The organism is Nocardiopsis mangrovi (assembly GCF_042653925.1).
GTDB lineage: Bacteria > Actinomycetota > Actinomycetes > Streptosporangiales > Streptosporangiaceae > Nocardiopsis_B > Nocardiopsis_B mangrovi.
On the sequence record NZ_JBHSFQ010000007.1, the window covers coordinates 80,550 to 103,030 of the forward strand.

Here is a 22,481-nt window from a genome sequence, read left to right on the forward strand (position 1 = left end):
GCGGAATGCCGCCGCTATTGACCCGTGCCTGGTGCGCACGGTTAGCATGCCGGGCGGGTGGGCCGATCGCTGCCCGGCCGATTTCCGATTTCCCTGCCAGGGGGCAGACATGTCGAGCACCGTTCCGACCGCGGACGGGTTCCCGGTATCCAGGGGCGGTTGCCCGTTCGATCCGCCTCCCGCGCTCACCGCGCTGAGCGCGCGGTCGCCCATCAGCAGGATGACCTACCCCGACGGCCACGAGGGCTGGCTGGTCACCGGGTACGCGGCCTCCCGGGCGCTGCTGACCGACGACAGGTTCAGCGCGCGGGCCGAACTCCGCCGCTCGCCGCTGACCACCGATCCGCCGCAGCCCGCCCTGCCGGGAGTGCTGTCCGGATACGACCCGCCCGAGCACACCCGCTACCGCAGGCTGCTGATCGGGCAGTTCACCGTCCGCCGGATGAACCGGCTCACGGACCGGATCGAGGAGATCGCCGAGGGACGGCTCGACCTGATGGAGGAGATCGGGCCGCCGGCCGACCTCAAGCAGCTCTACGCGCTGGCGATACCGTCGCTGGTCATCTGCGAGCTGCTCGGCGTGCCCTACGAGGAGAGGTCGCTGTTCCAGCGGCAGACCGAGGTCATGTTCGACCTGAGTTCCAGTGTCGAGGTGATGATGGGCGCGGTGGGCGCCGTCACCGCGCTCGTGGCGGATACGGCGGCGCGCAAGCGCGCCGAGCCCGGCGATGACCTGCTCAGCGGACTGGTCGCCGGCGGCGAGCTCACCGAGGAGGAGCTGGCCAACATCGGCATGGCGCTGCTCGTGGCCGGCCATGAGACGACGGCGAGCATGATCACGCTCGGTACCTTCGCGCTGCTGAGCCACCCCGGCCAGTCGGCCGCGCTGCGCGCGGACCCCGCGCGCGTGGAGCGGGCGGTGGAGGAGCTGATGCGCTACCTCACCGTCTCCCACATCGGCCCGTTCCGCACCGCGTTGGAGGACGTCGAGTTCGAAGGGCAGACGATCAAGGCCGGGGACTCGGTCACCGTCTCCCTGCCCGCGGCCAACCGCGATCCCGGGCACTTCGCCGACCCCGACCGCCTCGACATCGAGAGGGACAACGTTCGACACCTGGGCTTCGGCTACGGCGTGCACCAGTGCCTCGGGCAGCAGCTGGCCAGGATCGAAATGCGCGTCGCACTGTCCGCCTTGCTGCGCCGGTTCCCGGACCTGCGCCTGGCGGTCCCGCCCGACCGGATCGAGCCCCTGCCCGGCATGGCGGTCTACGGAGTGCGGGACCTGCCCGTGGCCTGGTGAAAGCCCCGCGATCACGGATCAGTCGATGACGCCGCCAACGTGCGCCGGTCCCGGACGCCGCGCCGGAACCGAGATGGCGTCCACACGAGTCGAGGATGCGGTGTCCGGGATCACCGCCCGCACCGGGGCGTAGGTCGCGACCGCCCCTTGACCCCGACGCAACGTCCGGGTCTTTCCTGGTCGCATGTCTCCCAAACGGTACTTGGTCGTCGCCGCCTATCTCGCGTCGCATCTGCTGAGCCTGCTCGGCAACGGCATCGCGGCGGTGGCGCTGCCGCTGATCGTGCTGCAGACGACCGGCAGCCCGCTGGGCACGGCGGCGCTGGCGACCGCGACGGCGGTCCCGACCGTGCTGGTCGGACTGCTCAGCGGAGTGGTGATCGACCGGATCAACCGGCGGACGGCCTCGGTGGTCTCCGACGTCATCTCCGCCGTCTCGGTCGCCGCGCTGCCCCTGGTCGATCTGCTGTGGGGCCTGGACCTGGCGTGGTTCATCGTGCTGGGCATCCTGGGCTCCTTCGGGGACGTGCCCGGGATGACGGCCCGTGAGGTGCTGGCCCCGATGGTGGCTCGCCACGCTCTGCTCGACCTGACGCGTGTGGTCGGCCTGCGCCAGACCGTGACCTCTGCCGCCCTGGTGATCGGCCCGGCGGCGGCCGGTGTTCTGCTCGCCGCCTTCGACGCCGCGTCCGTATTGTGGATCACCGCGGCGACCTCGGCGGTCGCGGCGCTGCTGACGCGGACGCTGCCGCGCCGGCTCGGTGAGGTCGGGGCCGGCGGGTCGCCTCGCCGGTCGATCCTGCGTGAACTGGGAGAGGGCATGGCGGTGGTGATGCGCAGCCGGTTCCTGCTCGGCACGTCGGGCCTGGTCATCGGCCTGGCCGTGGCACTCGGCGGGTTGCAGGGCCTGGTGATGCCGCTGTACTTCGACCTCATCGCCCGCCCCGACCTGCTCGGCCTCGTCCTCACCGCGCTGGCCGCCGGGATGCTGGGCGGTGCCACGCTCTACAGCGGCATCGGTCGACGACTCTCCTCGCGAGCATGGCTGGCGGCCGGGTTCGTCGTGACCACGGCGGGGTTCCTGCTGATGGCCTCCCTGCTCACCCCGTCCGTCGTGTTCGCCGGCGCCGCGGCGCTCGGGCTGGGCAACGCCGTGGTCGGAGCGGTCATCGGGGTGGTGCAGATCGAGCGGACCACCGGCGCGGTGCGCGGGCGGGTGCTCAGCGTGAAGACCGCCCTGCTGATGATCGCCGCACCGGTGGGGATCGGTCTGGCGGGGGTGACGGCGGAGTACGGGTCCCCGGTCCTGGCCGGGTTCAGCGTCGCCGGGGTGTGGATCCTCGTACTGCTGGCCGTGATCGCCTCGCGAGCCCTGCACGGCCTGGAGTCGAAGGAGGTGGCCGATGCTCAGCGGTGAGCTCGCCGAGCTGGCCGGCGTCACCGTCCGCACGCTGCGCCATTACCACCAGATCGGGCTGCTGCCCGAGCCGCAGCGCTCGGCAGGGGGCTACCGGCACTACGACGTGGGCCACCTCGTCCGGCTCCTGCGCATCACCAGGATGACCGCACTCGGCGTACCGCTGTCCGCACTGCCCGCGGTACTGGACGATCCGGCGGCCGCGGAGGAGCTGCTCGATGAGCTCGACCGCCGGGCCGCCGCCGACATCGAACGGCTCACCGCCCGCCGGGCCATCATCGCCGACCTGCGCCGCAGCGGCGCCCCGCCCGACCTGCCACCGGAACTCTCCCTCTTGCGTTCCGCCCCCGCGGCGGACATGCCGGCGGACATGGCCCGCTATGAGCACGAACAGCTGATCCTGCTCGGACACCTGCTCGGCAAGGACGGCCCGGCGGGGTTCGCCGCGCTGTTGGGCGGGGCGGACGGCATGACCGCATCCGCACCGCTGACGGCGCGCCTCTACGCCCTCGACCCCGATACCCCGGAGGACGAGGTCGCATCGCTGATCGACGAGCTGGTCGCCCACATCAAGCCGATGATGGCGCGACTGGCCGGCCTGTTCCCGCTCGACGCGCAGGCCTCGGCGCTGCTGGACGAACTGAACAGACAGGCTCTCCGGCCCGTGCAGCACCGCGTCCTGCGCCGGGTCCAGCAGCGGCTGGCCCGGCCCGACGGGTCCTGATCGGACTCCGCGGCGCTTCGCCGACGAACCCTTGTGACCCAGATCATCGCGTGCGGCCTTGCGTACGACGCGACGTCGGGGAGTGGACTCAGGGGCATCCGCAGCCATCGACCATGAGGATCCGCCATGACCGCCCCGTCGAAGCCGATCGCCGTCGAAGAGTTCTTCGCCCCGCCCACCCGCAGCCGGGCCCTGATCTCCCCGGACGGCACGAAGGTCGCCTACCTCGCCCCGTGGCACGGGCGGCTCAACGTGTTCATCCGCGATCTGGACTCGGACTGGGCCACCCCCGACGACGTACACGACGCCGACGCCCCGGGCGCGCGGCGCGTCACCGCCGACACCCGGCGCAGCATCGACACCTTCTTCTGGACCACCGACGGCCGCTACCTGCTGTTCCAGCAGGACACCGACGGCGACGAGAACTGGCACCTGCATCGCGTCGACCCGGCCCGGCCCGACGAGCCCGCGGCCGACCTGACCCCCTTCGAGGGCGTGCGGCTGATCGGTACGCAACTCCCATCGGACCGGCCGGGCACGGCCTTCGTGCAGCTCAACATGCGCCGTCCCGACCTGATCGACCTGTTCGAACTGGACCTGGCGACCGGCCGCCTGACCACGGCCGCGGAGAACCCCGGAGACGTCTTCGCCTGGCTGCGCACCCCCGACCGGCTGCTGGTCTTCACCATGGAGGAGGGGGGCGACCATGTGCTGTCGGAGTGGGCTCCGGCTGAGCGCCGCCCGATCGCGCGGTTCCCCGGCACCGATGTCCTCCTCGGCGTCTCCCCGGCCGCGCCCACCCCGGACGGGAACGGGCTGTGGATCGGTTCGTGGCGCGGCTCGGACCGCACCCGCCTGGTCCGGGTCGACCTGGCGACCGGCGAGCAGATCGGGGTGGACAGCCACCCCGTGTTCGACCTGGACACCCCGCGCCCCGAGGCCGACCCGCGCTTCCCGTCCTCGCTGATCCTGCATCCGAGCACCGGGGAACTACTCGGCGCCCGCTACCTCGGCGCCCGCCAGGAGATCCACGCGCTCGACCCGCACTTCGCCACGGTGCTGCCGCGGCTGGCCGAGCTGTCCGACGGCGACCTGGCCCACGTGTCCTGCGACGCCACGGCGCAGCGCTGGGTGGTGGACTTCACCCACGACCGCGATCCCGGCGTCACCTGGTTCTACGACCACGCCACGGGACGGGCGCGCCGCCTGTTCCGGCCGTTCCCGCACCTCGACCCGGGCCGGCTGGCCCCGGTCACCCCGACCACCGTCACCGCCCGCGACGGCCTGGCCCTGCCCTGCCACCTCACCCTGCCGGCCGGGGTCGAGCCGCGCGGACTGCCGACCGTGCTGCTGGTGCACGGCGGACCGTGGTACCGCGACAGCTGGGGCTACGACCCGGAAGTCCAGCTCCTGGCCAACCGCGGCTACGCGGTGCTCCAGGTCGACTTCCGCGGCTCCACCGGTTACGGCAAGGCCCACACCCAGGCCGCGATCGGCCAGTTCGCCGGGCGCATGCACGACGACCTGATCGACGCCCTCGACTGGGCGGTCGAGCAGGGCTACACCGACCCGGACCGGGTCGCGATCTACGGCTGCTCCTACGGCGGATACGCCGCACTCGTCGGGGCCGCGTTCACCCCCGACCGGTTCGCGGCGGCGGTCAGCTACACCGGGATGTCCGACCTCGTCGACCTCGTCCGGTCGGTCGTCCCGGTCGCCCGGCGCCTCGTCGAGAACAGCTACCTGCGCTACATCGGCGACCCGGACGACCCCCGCCAGGAGGCCGACATGCTCGCCCGCTCGCCCATCAGCCGGGTCGACGACATCACCGCACCGGTGTTGCTGATCCACGGCGCCAACGACGTCCGCGTCGCCCGCCGCCACTCCGACCGCATTGTCGACGCGCTTCGCTCCCGCGGCGCTGAGGTCGAGTATCTGCTGAACGAGACCGAGGGCCACTGGTTCCTCAACCCGGACAGCAACATCGAGTTGTACCGCACGCTCGAACGCTTCCTGTCCCGGCACCTGGGCGGAGGGTCGTCGACCACGTCCTGATCCACGGCGGGCGAGGCGGCGTGCTGTCGTCGCCTCGCCCAGGACGATCCGCGGATGGCGGAGCCGCGTCCCATCGCCGACACGGCCGACGAGATGGCGGCCGTTGCCAAGGCGGGGGGCGATTTCGGCGGCTGCGGGGGAGTCGCGGAGCGCGTCGCCGGCAAGGCCCGGCGGGGTCCGCGCTCTCCTCGGCTCCCCGGCCGGGGGCTCAGCCGTGGTCGTGCCGGGGATCGGGTGCCGGAAGGGATCCGTTTCGGCGTTCCAGCCGCTCCAGCTCGCCCGCGGCGTAGCCGAGTCCGGCTTCGAGCCGTGCGCGGCGGTGGTTCTCGGCGGCCTCCAGCGCGCGGTCGGCCTGGGTCTCCATGCGTGCCACCACCGGCTCGATCTCGGATACCGCGGTCATGCCCTCGCGCAGGGCGCAGGCGACCTGCCATTCGACGTTGTGCATCACCATCACCTCGTCGGCGTGGTCGCGCAGAACGTGGTCCGCGTCGCGTACCGCGTCAGTGGCCCGCTGGGCGCGGGCCAAGAGCCGCTTGCGGTCCTGGTCCAGGTCATCGGCGCCCACCGCGTGGTGCCTGCGGTTCTGGAGCAGGGCGCGGAATTCGACGCGGGGGGACCCGCGGTACTCGCGCCAGGCGATGCCGGTGCCCAGCCCCGTGAGGACCACGGCGGAGGCCAGGACCGCCGCCGTCGGCCCAGTGTCGGCCCCTCCAACGTTCAAGACCAAGGCCAGGCACATCAGCAAAGGACCGAGTACCACCAGGATCCGCGCCAACGGTCCCAGAGTGGCCGGGGGGAGTGCGCTGGACCTCAGGAGCGCGCGCTCCTGCTCGGGCAGCTCGGGGTCCACGCTCAGGCGGTGCGGATGCGCGGGACGGTGCTGCTCGTGCCCGTTCACAGGGGGGTCCTTCCGTCGGCGAAGGGGCTGACGCGACGAAAGCCCGGCGGGTGCCGGGTCGTCATCCTTCCCCATCCGCGGGGCACAGGAGGACCTGCTGCGCGGTTTCCGCTCATGCACCGTGGCCCACATCCCCCCATGCGCGTGGGGCGCGATCAGCGTACCCGCGGGCGGATCGGCCGCTCAATACCGGCGTCGGCCTCCGCTGCGATCCGCTCGCCGGCCTTCGCGGTGGTCGACGGACGCGTCACCGGCCGCACCGTCGGAGACCTGATCGACATCGAACTCGCCGACTCCCGCGCCGCCCTTGCCGCGATCGACGCCGGCGCCGCAGGGCTCGCGAACGGGGACCCCCGGGCCGCCGGGACGTACGCGGCGGCCCTGAGCGCCGCCGAAGCGCTCGACGCGTGGGACGCCGACCGGCGCGTCGACCTCGCACTGGAGAACCTGGGCGCCGTCACCGACCGGTCGCGAAAGCTGGCGGAGCTGTCGGTCGGGCAGCGCTACCGCGTCCGCCTGGCCTGCATGCTTGGCGCGTCGCACGACTTCCTGCTGCTGGACGAGCCGACGAACCACCTCGACGCCGTGGGGCTCGACTTCCTGACCGAGCGGCTGCGCGGGCACGGCAACGGCGTGGTGCTCGTCAGCCATGACCGCGCCCTGCTGTCGGACGTGGCCACGACCATGCTCGACCTCGACCCGAGCCGCGACGGCAGGCCCCGCGTCTACGGCGGGGGGTTCGCCGGCTACCACGAGGGGCGGCGTGCCGAGCGGGAACGCTGGGCGGCCGAGTACGAGCAGCAGCAGGCCGAACACGCCCGCCTCACCCAGGACCTGTCGGAGGCGCAGAACCGGCTCGTCAGCGGATGGCGCCCGGACAAGGGCACCGGCAAACACCAGCGGGCGACCCGCGCGCCGGGGCTCGTCCGCTCCGTCCACCGCCGGCGTGACGACCTGGAGGCGCACGCGGTCACGATGCCACCGCCCCCACTGCGGTTCCGGATGCCGCAGATGTCGGCGCGGCCCGGCGTGGCCCTGCTGAGAGCCGACGAGGTCACCGTCGCCGGACGTCTGGACCAGCCGACCACGGTCGCCCTCGACTCCGGTGCGCGGCTGGTGGTCATCGGCGTCAACGGGGCAGGAAAGTCGACGCTCCTCTCGGTGCTCGCCGGCCGGATCGAGCCGACCGGCGGCAGTGTGCGCAGGGCGCGCACCGCCCGGGTGCAGTTGCTGGGGCAGGAGTCACCGCAGGCGGGGTCGCGCCGCGCGCGGGACGTGTTCGCCGCCCACGTGGGCCGGCTCGTCAGCGAGGGCGTGGTCAGGGAGGGCGAAACGGTCTCCCTGAGCTCTCTCGGGCTGCTCACGTCGAAGGATGCCGACAAGCCGTTGCGTGAGCTGTCCATGGGGCAGCAGCGCAGGCTCGACCTGGCGTCGGCGCTGGCCTCGCGCCCGCATGTGCTGCTGCTCGACGAGCCGACGAACCACCTGTCGATCGCACTCGTCGACGAGCTCACCGAGGGGCTCGGCGCAACCGAGGCCGCGGTGGTGCTCGCCACCCACGACCGGCGGCTCCAGCGCGACACCGGTACCTGGGACCGGATCAGCCTCGCCCCTGCTTCCCGGCCGGCCGGAGCATCGGCTTCCCAAGGGCTCGGGGCGTGACCGGCACCGAACCCGGTCCGGGCGCCGGGACCGGGTGAGATCTCGGTGCCGCGGCCGTCCGGAACGGTGAGCCCCGGCAACCGTCACATCCGCTGACGCTCCGCCTTCAGGCCCGACGGCCGCCCTCGCCCCTTGGCCGCTGGGTGTTGTCCGCCGCATAGGCATGCCGGCCTGCCAGGATCACGTGCGTGAGCATGATCGATCATCGATCCCGGGTCCCCGACGACGAGTTCGACTTCCACCCGTGATCCGAACACGGTGCTGGGGCCGCGCGTGCACGCGCGGCCCCAGCACCGTGTTCGGATCACGGGAGAGGTCAGTAATCGTCCTCTTCGTCGCCCTCCACCTCGCTGAGGAGGAGCAGTGGCATGGCGGTCTCGATGCCGTCCTCGTGCAGGACATGGCGGGCCTCCGCCGAAGAGGCGAAGTAGCCTTCCGGGGCCTGGTGCGTGACCAGTTGGACGCCGGCCATGGAGAACTTGGCCGCCGTGTGCCGGCCGGGCATACGGATGGACAACTCTTCCCGGGCCGCGAAGTCCTGGACGTCGACCTTCTCCTCCAGCGCCGCGAGCGCGTCGGAGCCGGCGCTGATCGAGAGCTTGGCCAACCAGTGAGGGCCCTCCAGAGAGAGAAACCCTCTCTTCTGCTCGGGGGTCTCCAAGGCCATGGTGAACCAGGGGGTGCCCGCGACGGCGGCGCCGTGCTCCTCGGCCAGGGCGCGCAGTTCCTGCGCCGCTACTGCGGCCGCGTCGGCCACCTCGCCCCAGTCGTACCGGTCCGGCTGGCCCCGCCGCTTCTCCACAGCGACCGGAGGAACGAGCGTCGACAGCACCGTCATCTGCGGCACCTTCTTGAGTTCGACCTCGGGCCAGGAGGTGAGCAGCTCGCGAGCGGTGTCGAGCGCCTCGTCCTCGACCGCACGCCTGTGGCGCAGCATCGCGGTGTGTTCCTGGAGCAGCTCGATGGCGGTGTCCGGGGCGTCCAGAGCCCGGCGCACGTCCTTGACGCTCATTCCGGCACCGCGCAGCGCCGTGACCAGCAGGGCCCTTTCGATCTGTTCCAAGTCGTAGCCGCGGTAGCCGGTCTCCTCGTCGACCGTCGCGGGGACCAGAAGGCCCTCGGAGTGGTAGAAGCGCAACGTCTGCGGCGAGAGGTCGCTGATCTCGCTGAAGTCCTTGATGAACAGGTTCATACCGCCAGTGTCGGGCTTGCGGTAACCACAAGGTCAAGCCCACGCCCCACGCGTGCCCGACGCGCGCCCGGGACCTCGTACGCAGTAACGCACACGTCGTCCGGGCGCGGGAGGGCACCGAACCCGAACGCCAGTCCCGCGTTGAACCCCTGCCGGAGTTCGAGGGCCGGCGCGTACGCGGACTCCGTGAGAATGACGTTCTCGGTGGTGATCCCGCGTGCGGTGGGAGGCTGCGCTTCTATGGCTGTGTGGCCGTCCATGGTGCCTTCCCGGGGGTCGGCCGGCCCGGCGGAGTGTCCGCGAACGTGTGTCCGTCGACCTCTATGCCCGGAGGACTTCCTTCGGTGCGCAGTAGGGGATCTTGCCGCTGACCTTGGGGGTCGAGACTGGTAGGCGCCGTTGGTCCAGTGATCTGTGTATTCTTCGGGGCTTCCACCAACCCGGTCACTGTGTGTGGTCGCTGGGGACGGCACTGATCCTGCCGACCTGTGCACACGAGGAAGCCCCCGCAACCGATGCGCGGGTTCTAGCGGTCCCCGCAACACCCTGGAGTTCAGGGAGTTGCGGGGTCTTCCTCGGCATCAGAGGAATGCGCCGCCGGAAACCTCGAGACGCTGAGCAGTGACCCAGCGCAGGTCCTCGGAGGCCAGCGTGGCGATGGCGTCGCCGATCTCTTCGGGTTCGCCGACGCGGCCGAGCGCGGTCTGCTGGGCAAGGCTCTGGCGCATCTCGGCATCGTCCCGCATGGCTCCGCCGTTGAAGTCGGTGGCGGTCGGCCCCGGAGCGATGGAGTTGACCCGGATACCGCGGAGGCCGAGCTCTGCGGCCAACGTGCGGCTCAGGGCCTCGACGGCGGCCTTGGAGGCGGAGTAGACCGAGGTCGCGGGGCTGGTGTGGCGGCTCAGTGACGACGAGACGTTGATGATGCTGGCGCCCTGCGCCAATATCGGCAGAAGCGACTGGATGAGGAAGAACGTGCCCCGGACATTCGTGTCGAACACTGTGTCGAAGTCGTCGAGCGTGACAGCTTCCAGCGGGCCGAAAACGCCCACTCCTGCGTTGTTGACCACGATGTCGAGCCGCGAAACGTCACCCCGGCGTTCCAGCAGTCCGCTCAGCTCGGCGACGAAGGCTGTGAAAGAGGAGACATCACCGATGTCGAGTCGCAGCACAGCGGCAGCCCCGCCCGCGGACTGCACCTGCCGTGCCGTCTCCTCGGCGCCGTCCGCATCACCGCGATGGGTGACAACGACATGCACCCCGCGCGCCGCGAGGGCGAGAGCGGTACTCCGTCCCAGGCCACGGTTCGCGCCGGTCACCAAAGCGATCCTGTTGTCTGCCATCGAATGCTCCTACATCACATGGCGCCCGAAAGACAGGAAGCGCCACAGATCAGATGCGAGTCGAACGACTCGCCTTTCTTCTGCACCGTACGCCGACCAAGAAAGGCGAGTCAAGTGACTCGTCTCGGATGTGGGGCATACTGCGTACATGGCAGCAGAGCTCTCCGCGCATCACCGCCGACTCGCCCAGCACAAGCGCGAGTCGATCATCTCCGCGGCCACGGAGTTGTTCCTGGACCGCGGCTACGACGGCACCTCGCTCGCCCGCATCGCCGAAGCGGCGGCGGTCTCAAAGTCCACCCTTTTCAAGCAGTTCCCCACCAAGGCGGCTCTCTTCGAGGCCATCGTCACCGAGTCCTGGCAACGTGACGCCGGCGACGCTGTCGCGCGACCTCAGACCGGGGACCTGCGCGCCGGGCTGCGGTCCATCGGTCACCGCTATGCCGATCTGATCGGCCGGCCCGGCATGACAGCCCTGTTCCGCATCGTCATCGCCGAACTGCCCCGCTTCCCCGAACTGGGAAGGATGCAGTTTCAGCTCGGCAAACTGCCCTACTTCGCCTCCGTCCAGCACTACCTGGAATCCGAGCACGAGGCCGGCAACGCCGATGTCCCCGACGCCGAGAGCGCCGCCAACCAGTTCCTCGGCATGATCGCCAACTACGTCCTGTGGCCTCGCATGCTGCTGACCGACTGGAACCCCGCATCCCCTGACACCCGCTACGCCGTCGAGCAAGCCGTGCAGACCATGCTTGCCCGCTACGCCTCTGACCCGTCGGCCTGATCCGCCCGTCGCACGCGGCGGCGTCTGGGCCGGAGCCTCCGAGTGCGCACATAGCTGGGCACGTGAAGCGGTGCAGTCCCCGCCATCGCTCTAGACCGACTCCATAAAGCCCCCGCAACCGAGGGTTGCGGAAGCTTTCTCGTGCTCGCCCGGCGATACGGGGGCTTTTCGGGGGTTGGGAGGATTGCTACAGGATTTGGCGGTAGAGCGCGACCCAGTGACAGGGGGCGTCTGTCCTCTGCCGTGCTTCACTGCTGGGGTTCGATTCCGCTCTCGGTTGCCTCGACGCGGTTATCTGGCGGAGGCCAGTCCGTCCAGGAGCAGCCTCACCACCCGGTCTGTCTGGGCGTTGGCCTCGGGGGTGCCGGGCAGGTCCCACACTCCGCACAGCGCCAGCAGCACGTCCCCGGCCTCGATGTCCGAACGGGCGTGCCCGGTGGCGGCCGCACCGGCGATGAGCCCGTCCAGGGCGTCGACCGTCGCCTTGTAGGTCTGCTCCAGCAGTTCCTCGCCGGCCAGGGCGGCGGCGCGGAAGGCATCGCCCAGGCCGGGGCGGGTGCTGCCGTAGCGGCCGAGGTGGTACAGCCACCGCTGGAGGGCGACCTCGGCTGGGAGGGTGGTCGCCAGTTCGTCGGCCCAGGTGGCGAGTTCGGTCATCTCCTGGTGGTGGACGGCCAGGACCAGGGTCTCGCGGGTGGGGAAGTGCCGGTACAGGGTGGCGATGCTCACCCGGGCCCGGCGTGCGACCGCTTCCAGGGGCAGGTGCGGGCCCTCCTGGGGCAGCAGTTCCACGGCGGCCTCCAGGAGCCGGTCGCGGTTGCGCTGGGCGTCGGCCCGCAGTGGCCTGGGCGCGGCCCTGGTCGTGGCGGGTTCCATGCGCGTCCTCCCCCTGGGCGGGTGGGCGTGCCCCGTGCACGCCCACCGTCAAACGTAGGGCTCTTTGTTTAAAGTACCGCCCGGAAGACGAAAGGCCCCTGCTCGTGCGGTCCTGCCGCACCCACCGCCCATCGGGCGCTGACCGGCGCGGCCCCGGGTGCAAGCGCGCGGGTGCCCCTTGGCGCCCTTCGGGGTGGCCGCAGTCGGCTCCTTCCCCGCCCTGTGCGACGTTGCGGCCCCGTCGCGGCCGCGACGCCAACGCTCAGGCTCGGTGTGGCTCTCACCTGGTCTCATGTGCCGAAGCGCACAAGCGTAGGACCCTACGCTTGATGTACGGTGATGAAGCGTAGGATCCTACGCTTCATGCGCGTATGCGCCTTTCGAGAGGACACCCCCATGCCCACCATCGCTGTCACCGGCGCCACCGGTAACCTCGGCGGCCTCGTCATGGACCACCTGCTCACCTCGGGCGTCGCGGCCGGCGACGTCATCCCCCTGGTGCGCTCGGACGCCAAGGGCAGGCGCTTCGCCGCCCGAGGCATGGCCCCGCGCGTGGCCACCTACGACGACCCCGAGGGTTTCGCCCGCGCGATCGAGGGGGTGGACAAGCTCGTCCTCATCTCCCCGCCCTCCCCGGACAACGCAGTTCGTCTGCAGCAGCTCCACGGGGCGGTCATGGCCGTCCACGCCTCGAACCTGACCCAGCTGGCCTACGTGGGACTGGCCGACCCCGAGGAGCGGCCCTTCTGCCTCGAAGACGTCGACCTGGCCATCGAGCACTCGATCCTGGCCGCGGGCATCCCGTTCACGTTCCTGCGCAACTCGGTCTACCTCGACGAGCTCGGCCCCGAGCTGGCCGCGGCGGCCGCCTCCGGCGAGCTGCTCTCGGCCACCGGCAACCACCCGATGAACTGGGCGCCGCGCGCCGACATGGCCGCGGCCATCGCGGGAGCCGTCACCCAGGAGGGCCACCTCGGCGCGACCTACAACCTCGTCAGCCCCGAGCCCTACACCTACGACGACATCGCCGCCCTGCTCAGCCAGGCCACCGGCCGCCCAGTGACCCACCGCGCCGCCCCCGGCCCCGACGTCGTCCAGTCGCTCACGACCTGGGGCATGGACCCCGACCACGCCCAGGCCATGGTCGAGGACTTCCAGGCCGCGATCGCCACGGGCAAGTGCCACACCACCGGCGGCGACATCGAACGCCTGTCCGGACGCTCGGGCCGCCCCACCGCGGACTACCTCGTCTCCCTGGCCCAGAGCGCCCAGAGCTCGCGCTGAGCCCGGCCCCACCCCAGGACCCACGCACAGAAGGCAACAGACCATGCACATCACCGACCAGGTCGCCCTCGTGACGGGCGCCAACCGCGGCATCGGCCGCCAGTTCGTGCTCGAACTCCTGGAGCGCGACGTCAGCAAGGTCTACGCGGCGGTCCGCCGCCCCGAGACCGTCGACTTCGACGACCCGCGGGTGGTACCGCTGCGCCTGGACCTGCTCGACCACCAGTCGATCGCCGCGGCCGCCACGACCGCCGACGACGTCACCCTGATCGTCAACAACGCGGGCATCTCCACCGGCGCCTCCCTGGTCACGGGCGACCTCGACCAGGTGCGCCATGAGATGGACACCCACTTCTGGGGCACTCTCGACGTGATCCGCGCGTTCGCGCCCGTCCTGAAGGCCAACGGCGGAGGCGGCATCGTCAACGTGCTGTCCGCGCTGGCGTGGTTCTCCACCCTCGGTGCCGGCGCCTACGCCGCGGCCAAGTCCGCCGCGTGGAACATGACCAACGGCGTGCGCCTGGAGCTCGCAGCCCAGGGCACGCACGTGCAGGCCGTCCTGTTCGGCGTGGCCAGGACCGACCTGGCCAAGGAGGGCTACGACGGGCCCATGATCGAGCCGCGCGAGGTGCCGCGCCGCTCCTTCGATGGACTGGCCTCAGGGGAGATCGAGGTCGTGGTGGACGACACCACCGCGGTGGTCAAGGACTACCTCTCCGGGGACCGCGCCGAGTTCTACTCACAGATCACCGAGAAGCTCGGCGTCAGCTGAGCTCAGCGGAAGGGGCGAGCCGGCGATGAGGCCGTCAAAGACGGTACTCATGCGCCGTGTAGGACCTGCGAACAGGACGAATCGGCCCCGCCGCGGTACCGTCGTCCAGGTCACGGTTCTACCGCTCAAACCTGTGGCGATCCCGGCCTGGGGGGCGGGCCCGCGTAGGGCCACCCCGACGCCCGCCTGAGGAGGTCAGTTCGCCAAATGGGCTTCGAGCGCGTCGGCCGCCGCCACAGCCCCTCCGGCCGCGCGCAGCTTCTTGCTCATTTCCGTGACATTGCCGCGGATGTGCTGGTCGGCGTGGACCTGGTCGACGCTGCCGCGCAGCAGGCCGGCGGTGATGCCGGCGTTGTCGAGCCGGAGCGCGTACCCCAGGTCCTCGGCCCGGCGCGCGTTCGCCTCCTGCTCGGCCATCTGGGGCACCGCGACCATCGGGACGCCGAAGTACAGGGACTCCATCGTGGAGTTCATACCGGCGTGTGTGAGGAACACGTCGGCGTCGCGGAGTACCGCGGGCTGCGGGAATGACGGGCGGACGTCGAAGTTCCCGGGCACCGGGCCGAGCAGGGAAACGTCGACATGGTCACCGACCGCCATCGCCACGCGCCACATGCCGTCGCCGAACGCCTTCAGGCAGTCCCGGAAGAAGTCGGGCTGGTTGTTGAAGGCGGTGCCCAGCGAGATGAACAGCAGTGGTCTGCCCGGTTCCGGGGCCTGCCAGCTGTCGTCGGTGTCCCGGATGCCGATGGAGGGGCCGACGAAGTGGAAGCGCTCGTCGAAGGTGTCCCCGGCGAACTGGAACTCGCGGGGGATGAACACGATGTTCAGCGGTGCCGGTGCGCCCTCCATGGGGCTGACCCGCTTGACGCCCAGATCGGCGGCGAGTTGCTCGCTCATCCGCTGCATCAGCGGGACGATCTCCTGCATGTCGGCGGGAAACCCTGCGGAGCCCCCGGGGACCGCGTCCGGGGCGCCGGGCAACATGTCCAGGAGCGACATGTTCTCGTGGCCGGCGTGGGTGGAGTGGAGCGCGATGCCGGGCAGGCCGAGCCGTTCGGCGGTGAAGCGTTCCTCCAGGGCGGTCACGCCATCGCGGGTCGAGGTGAGGAAAAAGTCCAGCACGCGGCTCATGTCGGCGGGGTTGACGCCGGACTGGCCACTGGCCGCGTTGCCGAACTCCGCGAACGGTATCTCGCCGGGCAGGGCGAGCGCTGTGGCGCCGGCGGATTCGACGGTGGGGTGGAAAGCCTCGTTCACGGCGTAGCCGACGCGGTGGCCGCGGCGCACGAGTTCGCGCACCAGCGGCAGTGTCGGGTTGATGTGTCCATGGGCGGGCAGGGTGGCGAAGGCGATGTGCATGGGTGCCTCTCTTTCGGACTGGTAAGGGGCCGTCTCAGAGCGGGCGGCGGAAGCCCCTGACGGCGGTGGCGATTCCGATCAGGCAGAGCAGGGCGCTGGTGGCCACGGCCAGGATCACGCCGTTGCCCACGGGCAGGTCCAGGGAGAGGTTGCGGGAGGCGTCCACGGCGTAGGTGAGCGGGTTGATCTGCGCGATCACCCGCAGCCAGGCCGGCAGCGAGTCGAGCGGGACGAAGGCGCTGGAGGCGAACATCAGCGGGAACATGGCCAGGAAGCCGACGCTCTGCATCACCTCTTCCTTGCGCAGCCAGGTGGCGATGGCCAGGAACACCCAGGTCAGCGCCCAGGCCACGAGCAGCGCCAGCAGTGTGGCCGCGAGCACACCGCCCACGCCGCCCGCGGGATCGAACCCGAACACCGCGGTCGCCACGAGCAGCAGGATGAGCAGCTGCGCCGCGGTCCGGACCAGGTCGGACAGGCTGCGGGCGATCAGCACCGAGCTCAGCCCGATGGGCAGCGACCGGAAGCGGGCGATCACCCCGTTCTTCATGTCGGTGATCAGCCCGACACCGGATTGCAGCGCGGCGCCGATGCCCGTGGTGACCAGGATCGCGGGCATCAGGTAGTCGATGTAGCTGTCGCCCTGCTCGGCGACGCTGCCGAGCATCGCCTGGCCGAAGACCTGGCTGAACAGCACCAGCATGATCAGCGGTTGCAACAGGCTGAAGACGATGATCTGCGGATCCTTGACCATGGCGCGCAGGGACCGGCCGGTGAGCACGCGGATCTGGGTGGCGAAACCGGCGCCGTGCCAGTCGCGGCGCGCCGGCGCCGGTTGCCGGTCGGTTGCGGGGACGGTGCTCGTGGTGGTGGTCATCGGGTTTCCCATCGGGTTCAGGCCGCGGCCGGGTCGGCCTGGTGGGCGAGGGTGAGGTAGACGTCGTCCAGGGTCGGTTCGCCCAGGCCGAGGTCGGCGATCTCGATGCCGGACTCGTCCAGGGGGCGGATGATGGCGGCCAACTCCCGGGATGCCGATACCGGCACGGTGATCGCGTTGCGCTGTTCGTCGTGGGTGGGCGTGAAACCGGCGGCGGTGAGTGCTCGCAGCGCGTCGGGCAGGTCGCCCGGCTCGGCGAGCGTCGCGGTCACCGTCCGCTGGCCGACCTGTGCCTTCAGTTCCGCGGCCGTTCCCGCGGCGACGACCCTGCCCGCGGAGAGCACGGTGATCGAGTCCGCCAGCCGGTCGGCTTCGTCCAGGTACTGGGTGGTCAGCAGCACGGTCGTGCCGTCGGCGACCAGTGATTCCACGGTCTGCCACAGGTTCAGCCGGCTCACCGGGTCCAGCCCGGTGGTCGGCTCGTCCAAGAAGACCACGTCCGGATGTCCGACCAGGCTCGCGGCCAGGTCCAGCCGCCGCCGCATCCCGCCGGAATAGCCGCCCACGGGACGCTTCGCCGCATCCGTCAGGTCGAAGGTCGCCAGGAGTTCGTCGGCTCGTTGGCGCGCTTCGCGTCGGCTCGCGCCGAGCAGCCGGGCGATCAGCACCAGGTTCTCGTGCGCGGAGAGCTGTTCGTCCACGGAGGCGAATTGGCCGGTCAGGCCGATGCGCGCGCAGACGTCGCGGCGTTGTGCGACCACGTCGAAACCGGCGACGTGCGCGGTGCCGCTGCTGGGCGGCAGCAGTGTACTGAGGATGTTGATCAGTGTGGTCTTGCCCGCACCGTTGTGGCCGAGGAGGCCGAGCACGCTGCCCTGCGGCACCTGGAGGCTGACGTCGTCGAGCGCGGTGACGGTGCCGAACCGCTTGCTGATGTGGCTGACGTCGATGATGGGGTCGCTCAACGGGACGCTCCCGGGGTGTCGTTGTTCTCCCTGTGTGCCAGGGCTCCGTACAGCAGCACGTCGATGCGGGTGCGGACCGCGGCCCGGATGTCCTCGTGCTTCGAATCGAATTTCGTTCCCACCACCACGGAGATCGTCATCCGGGCCAGGTCGTCGACCGGGACGCGGAAACGCTCGCCGTGCCGTGCCAGCACGGAGGCGATCGCGGCGGAGAGGTCGTCGATGAACTCCGCGGGAGGCCGGGGGCCGGGGCCGCCGCCGCGGTGGAGGGCCGGTCCGTGCCTGTGGACGTCGTGGCCGGTGGTGACGAGGTTCTGGATCAGGTCTCCGAGGCGCGTGAAGTCGTCGAGGACGAGCAGCGCGGCCTCGGTGAGCCGGGCGGCGACGTCTCCTTCGCGGGGAAGTCCCCGGATCGCGGCGCACACCCGGTCGCTTCGGAAGGCCGCCGTCACGCAGGCGTGCAGGAGCTCGTCCTTGTCCTTGAACGCGCGGAAGACCGTTCCCTCCGCGATCCCGGCGGCCTGGGCGATCTGGCGGGTGGTGATGTCGGCGCCGTGCTCGGCCAGCAGCGGGAGGACCGCCTGCACGATCGCCTCGCGCCGCTCGTCCGGGGCCATCGCGGAGGCCCGGCGCCGGGGTTGTTGCTGTTCACTCATACTCGAGAGCTTATGAGTGAGAACTCACTCATTCAACGTGAGGGCGATCACCTCGACACAAGGACAACGTGTCCGCTGGATCGGCGTGGAAAAGAACACGCTGGGAGCGACCCAGGAGTCCTTGGCGTCGGTGAGGGTCTTGTGGACGACGCCGACCGAGACCTTGCCCCCGGCGGCGATGGCGCGGATGGATTCCCCGCGCCGGCGGCGGGCCAGGATCGCGGCGTGCTTGTCGTCGTCGACCACGGGGCGCCGGCCGCCGACGCGGCCGCGTCGGCGGGCCGCCTCCAGGCCGTCCTTGGTCTTGCGTACGATGTCGCGGCGCCGGTCCTCGGTCAGGGCGAGGGCCGGGTCGAGGATCAGGGAGCGTTCGGTGTGCTCGCAGGCCGCGATGCCCTCCCGCACCTTGACAGCGATGCCTTGCTGGAACGGGTCGTTGAGGACGATCAGCCCCTCCAGGAGGTTGCGGCCGAGGCGGTCGACCTCCTGGACGGTCAGCATGTCGCCGTCGCGGATGTGGGACAGCGCCTCCAGCAGCGCGGGCCTCTTGTCGGTGGCGAGCTTGCCGCTGACCTTCTCCGCGAACGCCTTCAGGCAGATCGGGTCGAGGGCGTCGCGCTGCCGCTGGGTGTCCTGCTTGTCGGTGCCGACCCGGACCAGGCCGACGAGCGCCATGGCGGCCGCCTTTCGGTCGTCAAACGAACCGATTGCCGAACGCTGGCCCCCGGTGTGGGCCGGGGGTGTTCTCCCAGGGGTCGGGGGGCTGCCGTGGAACATGGCCTTGTTCACAGGATCCGCCGGACAGGCCCTGACCACGCCCTGGGCAAGGATTGGACCCGCGAATAGCGACTTCGCTGAGCGGCGGTGGGTGTGGCCGCCGACCGCTGGCGGAGTGCGGTGAAGTCGGCGTGTGCCGCGTCGACGGCCTCGGGCTTGGCGTGTTCGGTGAGGGGCCCGGTAGATGCTGGCCACCGGGTGGTTGCGGCCCTTGCGGCTGCCGGTGGGGATGATCAGGTCGGGCTGGATCTGTTCGACGGACTCCCCGAGCGCGCGGCGGCGGAGCACGGTGTGGAGCATGTCGTCGGTGATGACCGGGTTCCGGCCGCCTCGCTCGCCCTTGCGGACGACAGCGTCGAGCTCTTCGAGGGTGGACTCGTGGCTGCTCGCGCGTTCGGTCTCGGCCATCGCGGCGACGAACGCGAACAGTAGCCCGCAGGTCGCGCCCGGCAGGGGAGCCGGGGTCGCGGGTCAGGGCGGTCACCTCCCAGCCTCCGCGCAGCAGCGCCCGGACAGCCGCTCCTCCCTGCATCCCCGTGGCTCCGGCGATCAGAGCCCGTCCTTTGCCGCTCAGGGACATGGCGAAGGCGCCTTGCCGTCGATGATGGGGCCCGGGGCGCACGCCCAGGCGAGGCCGCGCGCCGGGGACCGGACCGACGGGGACCCCTCTCGGAGGGCGGCAACCTCTACCTGGCGACCGCCGGTGGCTCCTCGCAGCGCCCTGAGTATCGTTTCGTTGGATAAAAACGTTAACAAATAACGTAATTGCATATCGCGATCAATCAAGAGTCCCCGGAGGGCTGGATTCCTGACTACCGATAAGTGAACGTTATCGGCAGTCAAACCAAGGTTGAGGTTTTCGGGCGGGGCTGGGCCGCCGTATTACGTTTGCGGGCGCATCAGCGGCCCGCGTCACCTGCGCAGAACGAGGCGGATACAGCGTCGGCTGTACGGATGTCGTGTCCGAAGATCACCCTGAACCACTGCCTATGAGGCGAATCAGGCGCCCAGCGCGCAGGCCGAGCGTCCTGTCTCACTCCACCCGTACACCGGGACGGGCACCCCCCACCTCCATCCACGGGAGCGCCCCGAGTTCGGCGGGCTGCTCACCAGCGCGCACCCGGTCGGCATCGCGCACGTCCACCGCCTGCCACTGGTACGAAGGTGTCCATGCTCGTCCCGATCGGAGGTGGTGACCGCTCATGGTGGTCCTTGTCGTCGGTGGCAGCGGGTTTCTCGGCAGCGAGGTCGTTCGGCAGTCGTTGGCCGCGGGCCGCCGGGTGGCCGCGACGTACGGGACGCGACGGCCCGACGTGGCCGGGGCCGCCTGGTCCGCCCTGGATGTCCGGGACCGCCGGCAGGTCGCCGATCTGGTGACCGCGGTAAAGCCCGACCTGGTCATCAACACCTCCTACCGGCAGGACGACTGGGAGAGCACCGCGGACGGTGCCGCGCACGTGGGCATCACGGCCGCCGCAGTCGGCGCGCGGCTGGTGCATGTCTCCAGCGACGCCGTGTTCTCCGGGACCGCGGTCCGCTACGACGAAACGGCGGCCCCGGATCCGGTCACCCCCTACGGTGCCGCCAAGGCCGCGGCGGAGACGGCGATCAAGGCCGTCAGCCCGGCGGCGGTGATCGCCCGCACCTCGCTGATCATCGGTGATGGCGGCTCTTCCCACGAACGGCGGGTGCACGCCCTTGCCGCAGGTGAGGCCGCTGGGGCGCTGTTCACCGACGACGTGCGCTGCCCGGTCCATGTCCGCGACCTGGCAGCCGCACTTGTGGAACTCGCCTCATCCGACCACGCCGGCGTCCACCACGTCGCTGGAGCCGACGCGGTCAGCCGCTACGACCTGGGAATCCTGATCGCGCGCCGGGACGGTCTCGACCCTGCCGTGCTTCCCTTCGCCCGGAAATCCGACACCGGCCTGCCCGGGCCGCTCGACGTACGTCTGGACTGCACCGCCACGCGGGCGCGTCTCCGTACCACCCTGCGGGGCGCCCGCGAGTTCCTGAACTGACGGGAGCCGGCCCTCGTCGCGATCCGAGTGAGACAGGACGAGCGCTCCGGACTGCCGCCGGTGAGGCGAACCGGGCGCCCGCGTTCACGGGTGGGTGGCCGATGGCGCGGCACCGGCGGCCCGATGGCGTACGCCGCTCAGTCCCGCAGCACGCAATCGACGGCGGTGAACAGGGTCGCGGTCTCGGATACGAGGGCCGATTCCGATCCCGGCAGCGCCCTTTCCAGGGTGAGGCCGTTGATGACCGTGAGCAGGAACCTCGCGCGCTGAGCGTTGTCGCCGTCGGGGAGTGCTCCTTCGTCGGCGAGGACGGACAGCCAGTGCTCCACGCGGTGCTGCATCTGCCGCTCTATGGCGAAGTACGCCTGCCGCGTGTCCTCGGACGGCTCGGTGGCGATGAGCGTCTGATAGGTCGTGCCCAGGGCGTCTCTCGCCTGCTGTCCGGTCCCGATGGGCGCGATGATCTGCCGCAGGCAGCCGACCAGCCGGTCGCGTGCGGGCGTGTCCGTGTCGTGGATGGGGTCGCCCGGGAAGACCACGTCATAGATGCCGGCGAGCACCGTGTCCTGGAGAGCGCGCTGCGTCGGGAAGTGGTGCCGCAGCGAGCCCGTACTCACGCCCGCCCTGGCGGCGACCGCCCGCACGCTCAATCGTGCGGCGGGATTTTCGCTCACCATCGTCGCGGCCGCCACGAGGATCCTGTCGCGAGAACTCGGCTTCGAGCCGGCTGATTCAGTCATGGGTACCTCCACCTCCTCCCCAACTCTACTAGCACGCCGTACTAGCACGCTGTGTTAGTCTCTTCTCGCGCTAGCACAGTGTGTTGGAAACCGGTCGGCTCAGGATGGGGGGCGGGACATGTTCGAGCAATGGCGCCGTCGGCGGGCGGCAGCGCGTGTGAAGGACGGGGACGGACGCGAACTGAAGCGCTTCCGTTGGTGGCATCTCCTCGGCCGCTCTCTGTTCTATCTCCGCCTCCCCGGAGACGACGGCCGCGAGATGGAGTACGCGGTCGACGTCGTGCATTGGGGTGAGCAGGAGGACGGTGAGGTCAGGGCGCACCTGTACCTCGACGGCGGACACCGCGCCCAGTCCAAGATGCCCGCCGCTTTCCCCGTCCCAGGCGGCCGTATCGAGGTCGCGATGAGCGCCTTCGGGATCAGACGCTGCCACTACGTCGCCAACAGCGGCGCAGAGCAGCAGCTCACCCCCGACCCGAGGTCCCCCGAGGGGCGGCGCGCCCGCCTGCACCGCGAGCACCCGATTCTGAGCCGCTGTATCGGGCTCGTCTCGGTGGTCCTGCTCGTCGCCGGGGTCGGCTTGAACCTGCTGCAGGCCCTCGGACCGATCTCGGAGATCCCCCCGGTCAACGAGGTGACCGGGACCTTCACATCGCCCGTCCTGCTGCCGTTCTGGCTCAACATCACGCTCGTCGCCGCCGCCGCGTTGGCCAGCACGGAGCGCGCCCTCCGGCTGCGCCACTCCTGGCTGCTCGACGGCGCGGGCACCTGAC

At 70.6% G+C, this 22,481-nt stretch carries 20 protein-coding genes and 2 pseudogenes; 11 read left to right on the top strand and 11 right to left on the bottom strand.

The window, feature by feature from the left end; all coding sequences use genetic code 11:
• The first annotated feature begins 220 nt into the window (after positions 1–220).
• The 4 genes from ACFO4E_RS09890 (at position 221) to ACFO4E_RS09905 (ending at position 5,496) form a co-directional block, all read left to right on the top strand.
• The gene (locus tag ACFO4E_RS09890) at positions 221–1,300 is read left to right on the top strand and encodes a cytochrome P450 (protein WP_378573141.1); all 1,080 of its coding nucleotides are present in this window, start codon (positions 221–223) and stop codon (positions 1,298–1,300) included.
• A 184-nt stretch (positions 1,301–1,484) separates the two neighbouring features.
• Positions 1,485–2,717, top strand: a complete 1,233-nt coding sequence (locus tag ACFO4E_RS09895; RefSeq protein ID WP_378573143.1) for an MFS transporter — start codon at positions 1,485–1,487, stop codon at positions 2,715–2,717.
• Positions 2,704–3,441 (top strand): MerR family transcriptional regulator, encoded by a 738-nt coding sequence (locus tag ACFO4E_RS09900; RefSeq protein WP_378573145.1) that lies wholly within the window; start codon positions 2,704–2,706, stop codon positions 3,439–3,441. Before ACFO4E_RS09895 ends, ACFO4E_RS09900 begins: the two co-directional genes overlap by 14 nt.
• Positions 3,442–3,567: 126 nt before the next feature.
• Positions 3,568–5,496 carry a S9 family peptidase gene (locus tag ACFO4E_RS09905; RefSeq protein WP_378573147.1) on the top strand — a complete coding sequence of 643 codons (1,929 nt, stop codon included), beginning with the start codon at positions 3,568–3,570 and terminating at the stop codon, positions 5,494–5,496.
• Between the two features lie 208 nt (positions 5,497–5,704).
• Here ACFO4E_RS09905 and ACFO4E_RS09910 read toward each other — a convergent pair whose 3' ends face one another.
• Positions 5,705–6,397, bottom strand: a complete 693-nt coding sequence (locus ACFO4E_RS09910) for a hypothetical protein (protein ID WP_378573149.1) — start codon at positions 6,395–6,397, stop codon at positions 5,705–5,707.
• Positions 6,398–6,649: 252 nt separating this feature from the next.
• On the opposite strand from ACFO4E_RS09910, the pseudogene ACFO4E_RS09915 reads away from it, so the two are divergent.
• Positions 6,650–8,059 (top strand): annotated as a pseudogene (locus tag ACFO4E_RS09915) (ATP-binding cassette domain-containing protein); the annotation flags it as partial.
• Between the two features lie 316 nt (positions 8,060–8,375).
• Here ACFO4E_RS09915 and ACFO4E_RS09920 read toward each other — a convergent pair.
• Both ACFO4E_RS09920 and ACFO4E_RS09925 read right to left on the bottom strand, forming a co-directional pair.
• Positions 8,376–9,251: a MerR family transcriptional regulator gene (locus ACFO4E_RS09920; protein WP_378573152.1), complete on the bottom strand. Its 876-nt coding sequence runs from the start codon at positions 9,249–9,251 to the stop codon at positions 8,376–8,378.
• Positions 9,252–9,832: 581 nt separating this feature from the next.
• The gene (locus tag ACFO4E_RS09925; RefSeq protein ID WP_378573154.1) at positions 9,833–10,594 is read right to left on the bottom strand and encodes an SDR family NAD(P)-dependent oxidoreductase; all 762 of its coding nucleotides are present in this window, start codon (positions 10,592–10,594) and stop codon (positions 9,833–9,835) included.
• 148 nt (positions 10,595–10,742) lie between these two features.
• On the opposite strand from ACFO4E_RS09925, the gene ACFO4E_RS09930 reads away from it, so the two are divergent.
• Positions 10,743–11,378: a TetR/AcrR family transcriptional regulator gene (locus ACFO4E_RS09930; RefSeq protein ID WP_378573156.1), complete on the top strand. Its 636-nt coding sequence runs from the start codon at positions 10,743–10,745 to the stop codon at positions 11,376–11,378.
• A 291-nt stretch (positions 11,379–11,669) separates the two neighbouring features.
• Here ACFO4E_RS09930 and ACFO4E_RS09935 read toward each other — a convergent pair whose 3' ends face one another.
• Positions 11,670–12,254, bottom strand: a complete 585-nt coding sequence (locus ACFO4E_RS09935; RefSeq protein WP_378573158.1) for a TetR/AcrR family transcriptional regulator — start codon at positions 12,252–12,254, stop codon at positions 11,670–11,672.
• 396 nt (positions 12,255–12,650) lie between these two features.
• Between ACFO4E_RS09935 and ACFO4E_RS09940 the strand changes: the two genes are divergently transcribed.
• Both ACFO4E_RS09940 and ACFO4E_RS09945 read left to right on the top strand, forming a co-directional pair.
• Complete coding sequence (locus ACFO4E_RS09940; RefSeq protein WP_378573160.1) at positions 12,651–13,538, top strand: NmrA family NAD(P)-binding protein; 888 nt, start codon at positions 12,651–12,653, stop codon at positions 13,536–13,538.
• Between the two features lie 43 nt (positions 13,539–13,581).
• Entirely contained in the window at positions 13,582–14,310 is a 729-nt protein-coding gene (locus ACFO4E_RS09945) for an SDR family oxidoreductase (RefSeq protein ID WP_378573161.1), read from the top strand.
• Between the two features lie 195 nt (positions 14,311–14,505).
• Here ACFO4E_RS09945 and ACFO4E_RS09950 read toward each other — a convergent pair whose 3' ends face one another.
• The 5 genes from ACFO4E_RS09950 to ACFO4E_RS09970 are packed head-to-tail and all read right to left on the bottom strand — an operon-like array spanning position 14,506 to position 18,845.
• Positions 14,506–15,672: a macrolide family glycosyltransferase gene (locus ACFO4E_RS09950; protein ID WP_378573163.1), complete on the bottom strand. Its 1,167-nt coding sequence runs from the start codon at positions 15,670–15,672 to the stop codon at positions 14,506–14,508.
• A gap of 34 nt (positions 15,673–15,706) precedes the next feature.
• Positions 15,707–16,549, bottom strand: coding sequence for an ABC transporter permease (locus ACFO4E_RS09955; RefSeq protein ID WP_378573165.1), 843 nt, complete (start codon positions 16,547–16,549; stop codon positions 15,707–15,709).
• Between the two features lie 17 nt (positions 16,550–16,566).
• The gene (locus tag ACFO4E_RS09960) at positions 16,567–17,514 is read right to left on the bottom strand and encodes an ATP-binding cassette domain-containing protein (RefSeq protein WP_378573167.1); all 948 of its coding nucleotides are present in this window, start codon (positions 17,512–17,514) and stop codon (positions 16,567–16,569) included.
• Positions 17,511–18,170, bottom strand: a complete 660-nt coding sequence (locus tag ACFO4E_RS09965) for a TetR/AcrR family transcriptional regulator (RefSeq protein ID WP_378573169.1) — start codon at positions 18,168–18,170, stop codon at positions 17,511–17,513. Before ACFO4E_RS09965 ends, ACFO4E_RS09960 begins: the two co-directional genes overlap by 4 nt.
• 24 nt (positions 18,171–18,194) lie before the next feature.
• Positions 18,195–18,845 (bottom strand): recombinase family protein, encoded by a 651-nt coding sequence (locus ACFO4E_RS09970; RefSeq protein ID WP_378573171.1) that lies wholly within the window; start codon positions 18,843–18,845, stop codon positions 18,195–18,197.
• 195 nt (positions 18,846–19,040) lie between these two features.
• Here ACFO4E_RS09970 and ACFO4E_RS09975 point away from each other — a divergent pair, with 195 nt between their 5' ends.
• Entirely contained in the window at positions 19,041–19,379 is a 339-nt protein-coding gene (locus tag ACFO4E_RS09975; protein WP_378573461.1) for a hypothetical protein, read from the top strand.
• Positions 19,380–19,404: 25 nt separating this feature from the next.
• Here ACFO4E_RS09975 and ACFO4E_RS09980 read toward each other — a convergent pair.
• A pseudogene (locus tag ACFO4E_RS09980) lies at positions 19,405–19,527 on the bottom strand (NmrA family NAD(P)-binding protein); the annotation flags it as partial.
• Positions 19,528–20,149: 622 nt separating this feature from the next.
• On the opposite strand from ACFO4E_RS09980, the gene ACFO4E_RS09985 reads away from it, so the two are divergent.
• Positions 20,150–20,968, top strand: coding sequence for an SDR family oxidoreductase (locus tag ACFO4E_RS09985; RefSeq protein ID WP_378573173.1), 819 nt, complete (start codon positions 20,150–20,152; stop codon positions 20,966–20,968).
• A gap of 137 nt (positions 20,969–21,105) precedes the next feature.
• Here the strand turns inward: ACFO4E_RS09985 and ACFO4E_RS09990 are convergent, their stop codons facing one another.
• Positions 21,106–21,708, bottom strand: coding sequence for a TetR/AcrR family transcriptional regulator (locus ACFO4E_RS09990; protein WP_378573175.1), 603 nt, complete (start codon positions 21,706–21,708; stop codon positions 21,106–21,108).
• A 118-nt stretch (positions 21,709–21,826) separates the two neighbouring features.
• Here ACFO4E_RS09990 and ACFO4E_RS09995 point away from each other — a divergent pair, with 118 nt between their 5' ends.
• Positions 21,827–22,480 (top strand): hypothetical protein, encoded by a 654-nt coding sequence (locus ACFO4E_RS09995; protein ID WP_378573177.1) that lies wholly within the window; start codon positions 21,827–21,829, stop codon positions 22,478–22,480.
• Position 22,481 lies beyond the last annotated feature (1 nt).

Bases quoted from the DNA above. Each gene is read 5' to 3' on its own strand.
- ACFO4E_RS09965 (WP_378573169.1), bottom strand. From the start codon at position 18,170: ATGAGTGAACAGCAACAACCCCGGCGCCGGGCCTCCGCGATGGCCCCG.
- ACFO4E_RS09945 (WP_378573161.1), top strand. From the start codon at position 13,582: ATGCACATCACCGACCAGGTCGCCCTCGTGACGGGCGCCAACCGCGGC.
- ACFO4E_RS09890 (WP_378573141.1), top strand. From the start codon at position 221: ATGACCTACCCCGACGGCCACGAGGGCTGGCTGGTCACCGGGTACGCG.
- ACFO4E_RS09985 (WP_378573173.1), top strand. From the start codon at position 20,150: ATGGTGGTCCTTGTCGTCGGTGGCAGCGGGTTTCTCGGCAGCGAGGTC.
- ACFO4E_RS09925 (WP_378573154.1), bottom strand. From the start codon at position 10,594: ATGGCAGACAACAGGATCGCTTTGGTGACCGGCGCGAACCGTGGCCTG.
- ACFO4E_RS09955 (WP_378573165.1), bottom strand. From the start codon at position 16,549: ATGACCACCACCACGAGCACCGTCCCCGCAACCGACCGGCAACCGGCG.
- ACFO4E_RS09990 (WP_378573175.1), bottom strand. From the start codon at position 21,708: ATGACTGAATCAGCCGGCTCGAAGCCGAGTTCTCGCGACAGGATCCTC.
- ACFO4E_RS09895 (WP_378573143.1), top strand. From the start codon at position 1,485: ATGTCTCCCAAACGGTACTTGGTCGTCGCCGCCTATCTCGCGTCGCAT.
- ACFO4E_RS09900 (WP_378573145.1), top strand. From the start codon at position 2,704: ATGCTCAGCGGTGAGCTCGCCGAGCTGGCCGGCGTCACCGTCCGCACG.
- ACFO4E_RS09905 (WP_378573147.1), top strand. From the start codon at position 3,568: ATGACCGCCCCGTCGAAGCCGATCGCCGTCGAAGAGTTCTTCGCCCCG.
- ACFO4E_RS09950 (WP_378573163.1), bottom strand. From the start codon at position 15,672: ATGCACATCGCCTTCGCCACCCTGCCCGCCCATGGACACATCAACCCG.
- ACFO4E_RS09995 (WP_378573177.1), top strand. From the start codon at position 21,827: ATGTTCGAGCAATGGCGCCGTCGGCGGGCGGCAGCGCGTGTGAAGGAC.
- ACFO4E_RS09940 (WP_378573160.1), top strand. From the start codon at position 12,651: ATGCCCACCATCGCTGTCACCGGCGCCACCGGTAACCTCGGCGGCCTC.
- ACFO4E_RS09970 (WP_378573171.1), bottom strand. From the start codon at position 18,845: ATGGCGCTCGTCGGCCTGGTCCGGGTCGGCACCGACAAGCAGGACACC.
- ACFO4E_RS09930 (WP_378573156.1), top strand. From the start codon at position 10,743: ATGGCAGCAGAGCTCTCCGCGCATCACCGCCGACTCGCCCAGCACAAG.
- ACFO4E_RS09920 (WP_378573152.1), bottom strand. From the start codon at position 9,251: ATGAACCTGTTCATCAAGGACTTCAGCGAGATCAGCGACCTCTCGCCG.
- ACFO4E_RS09935 (WP_378573158.1), bottom strand. From the start codon at position 12,254: ATGGAACCCGCCACGACCAGGGCCGCGCCCAGGCCACTGCGGGCCGAC.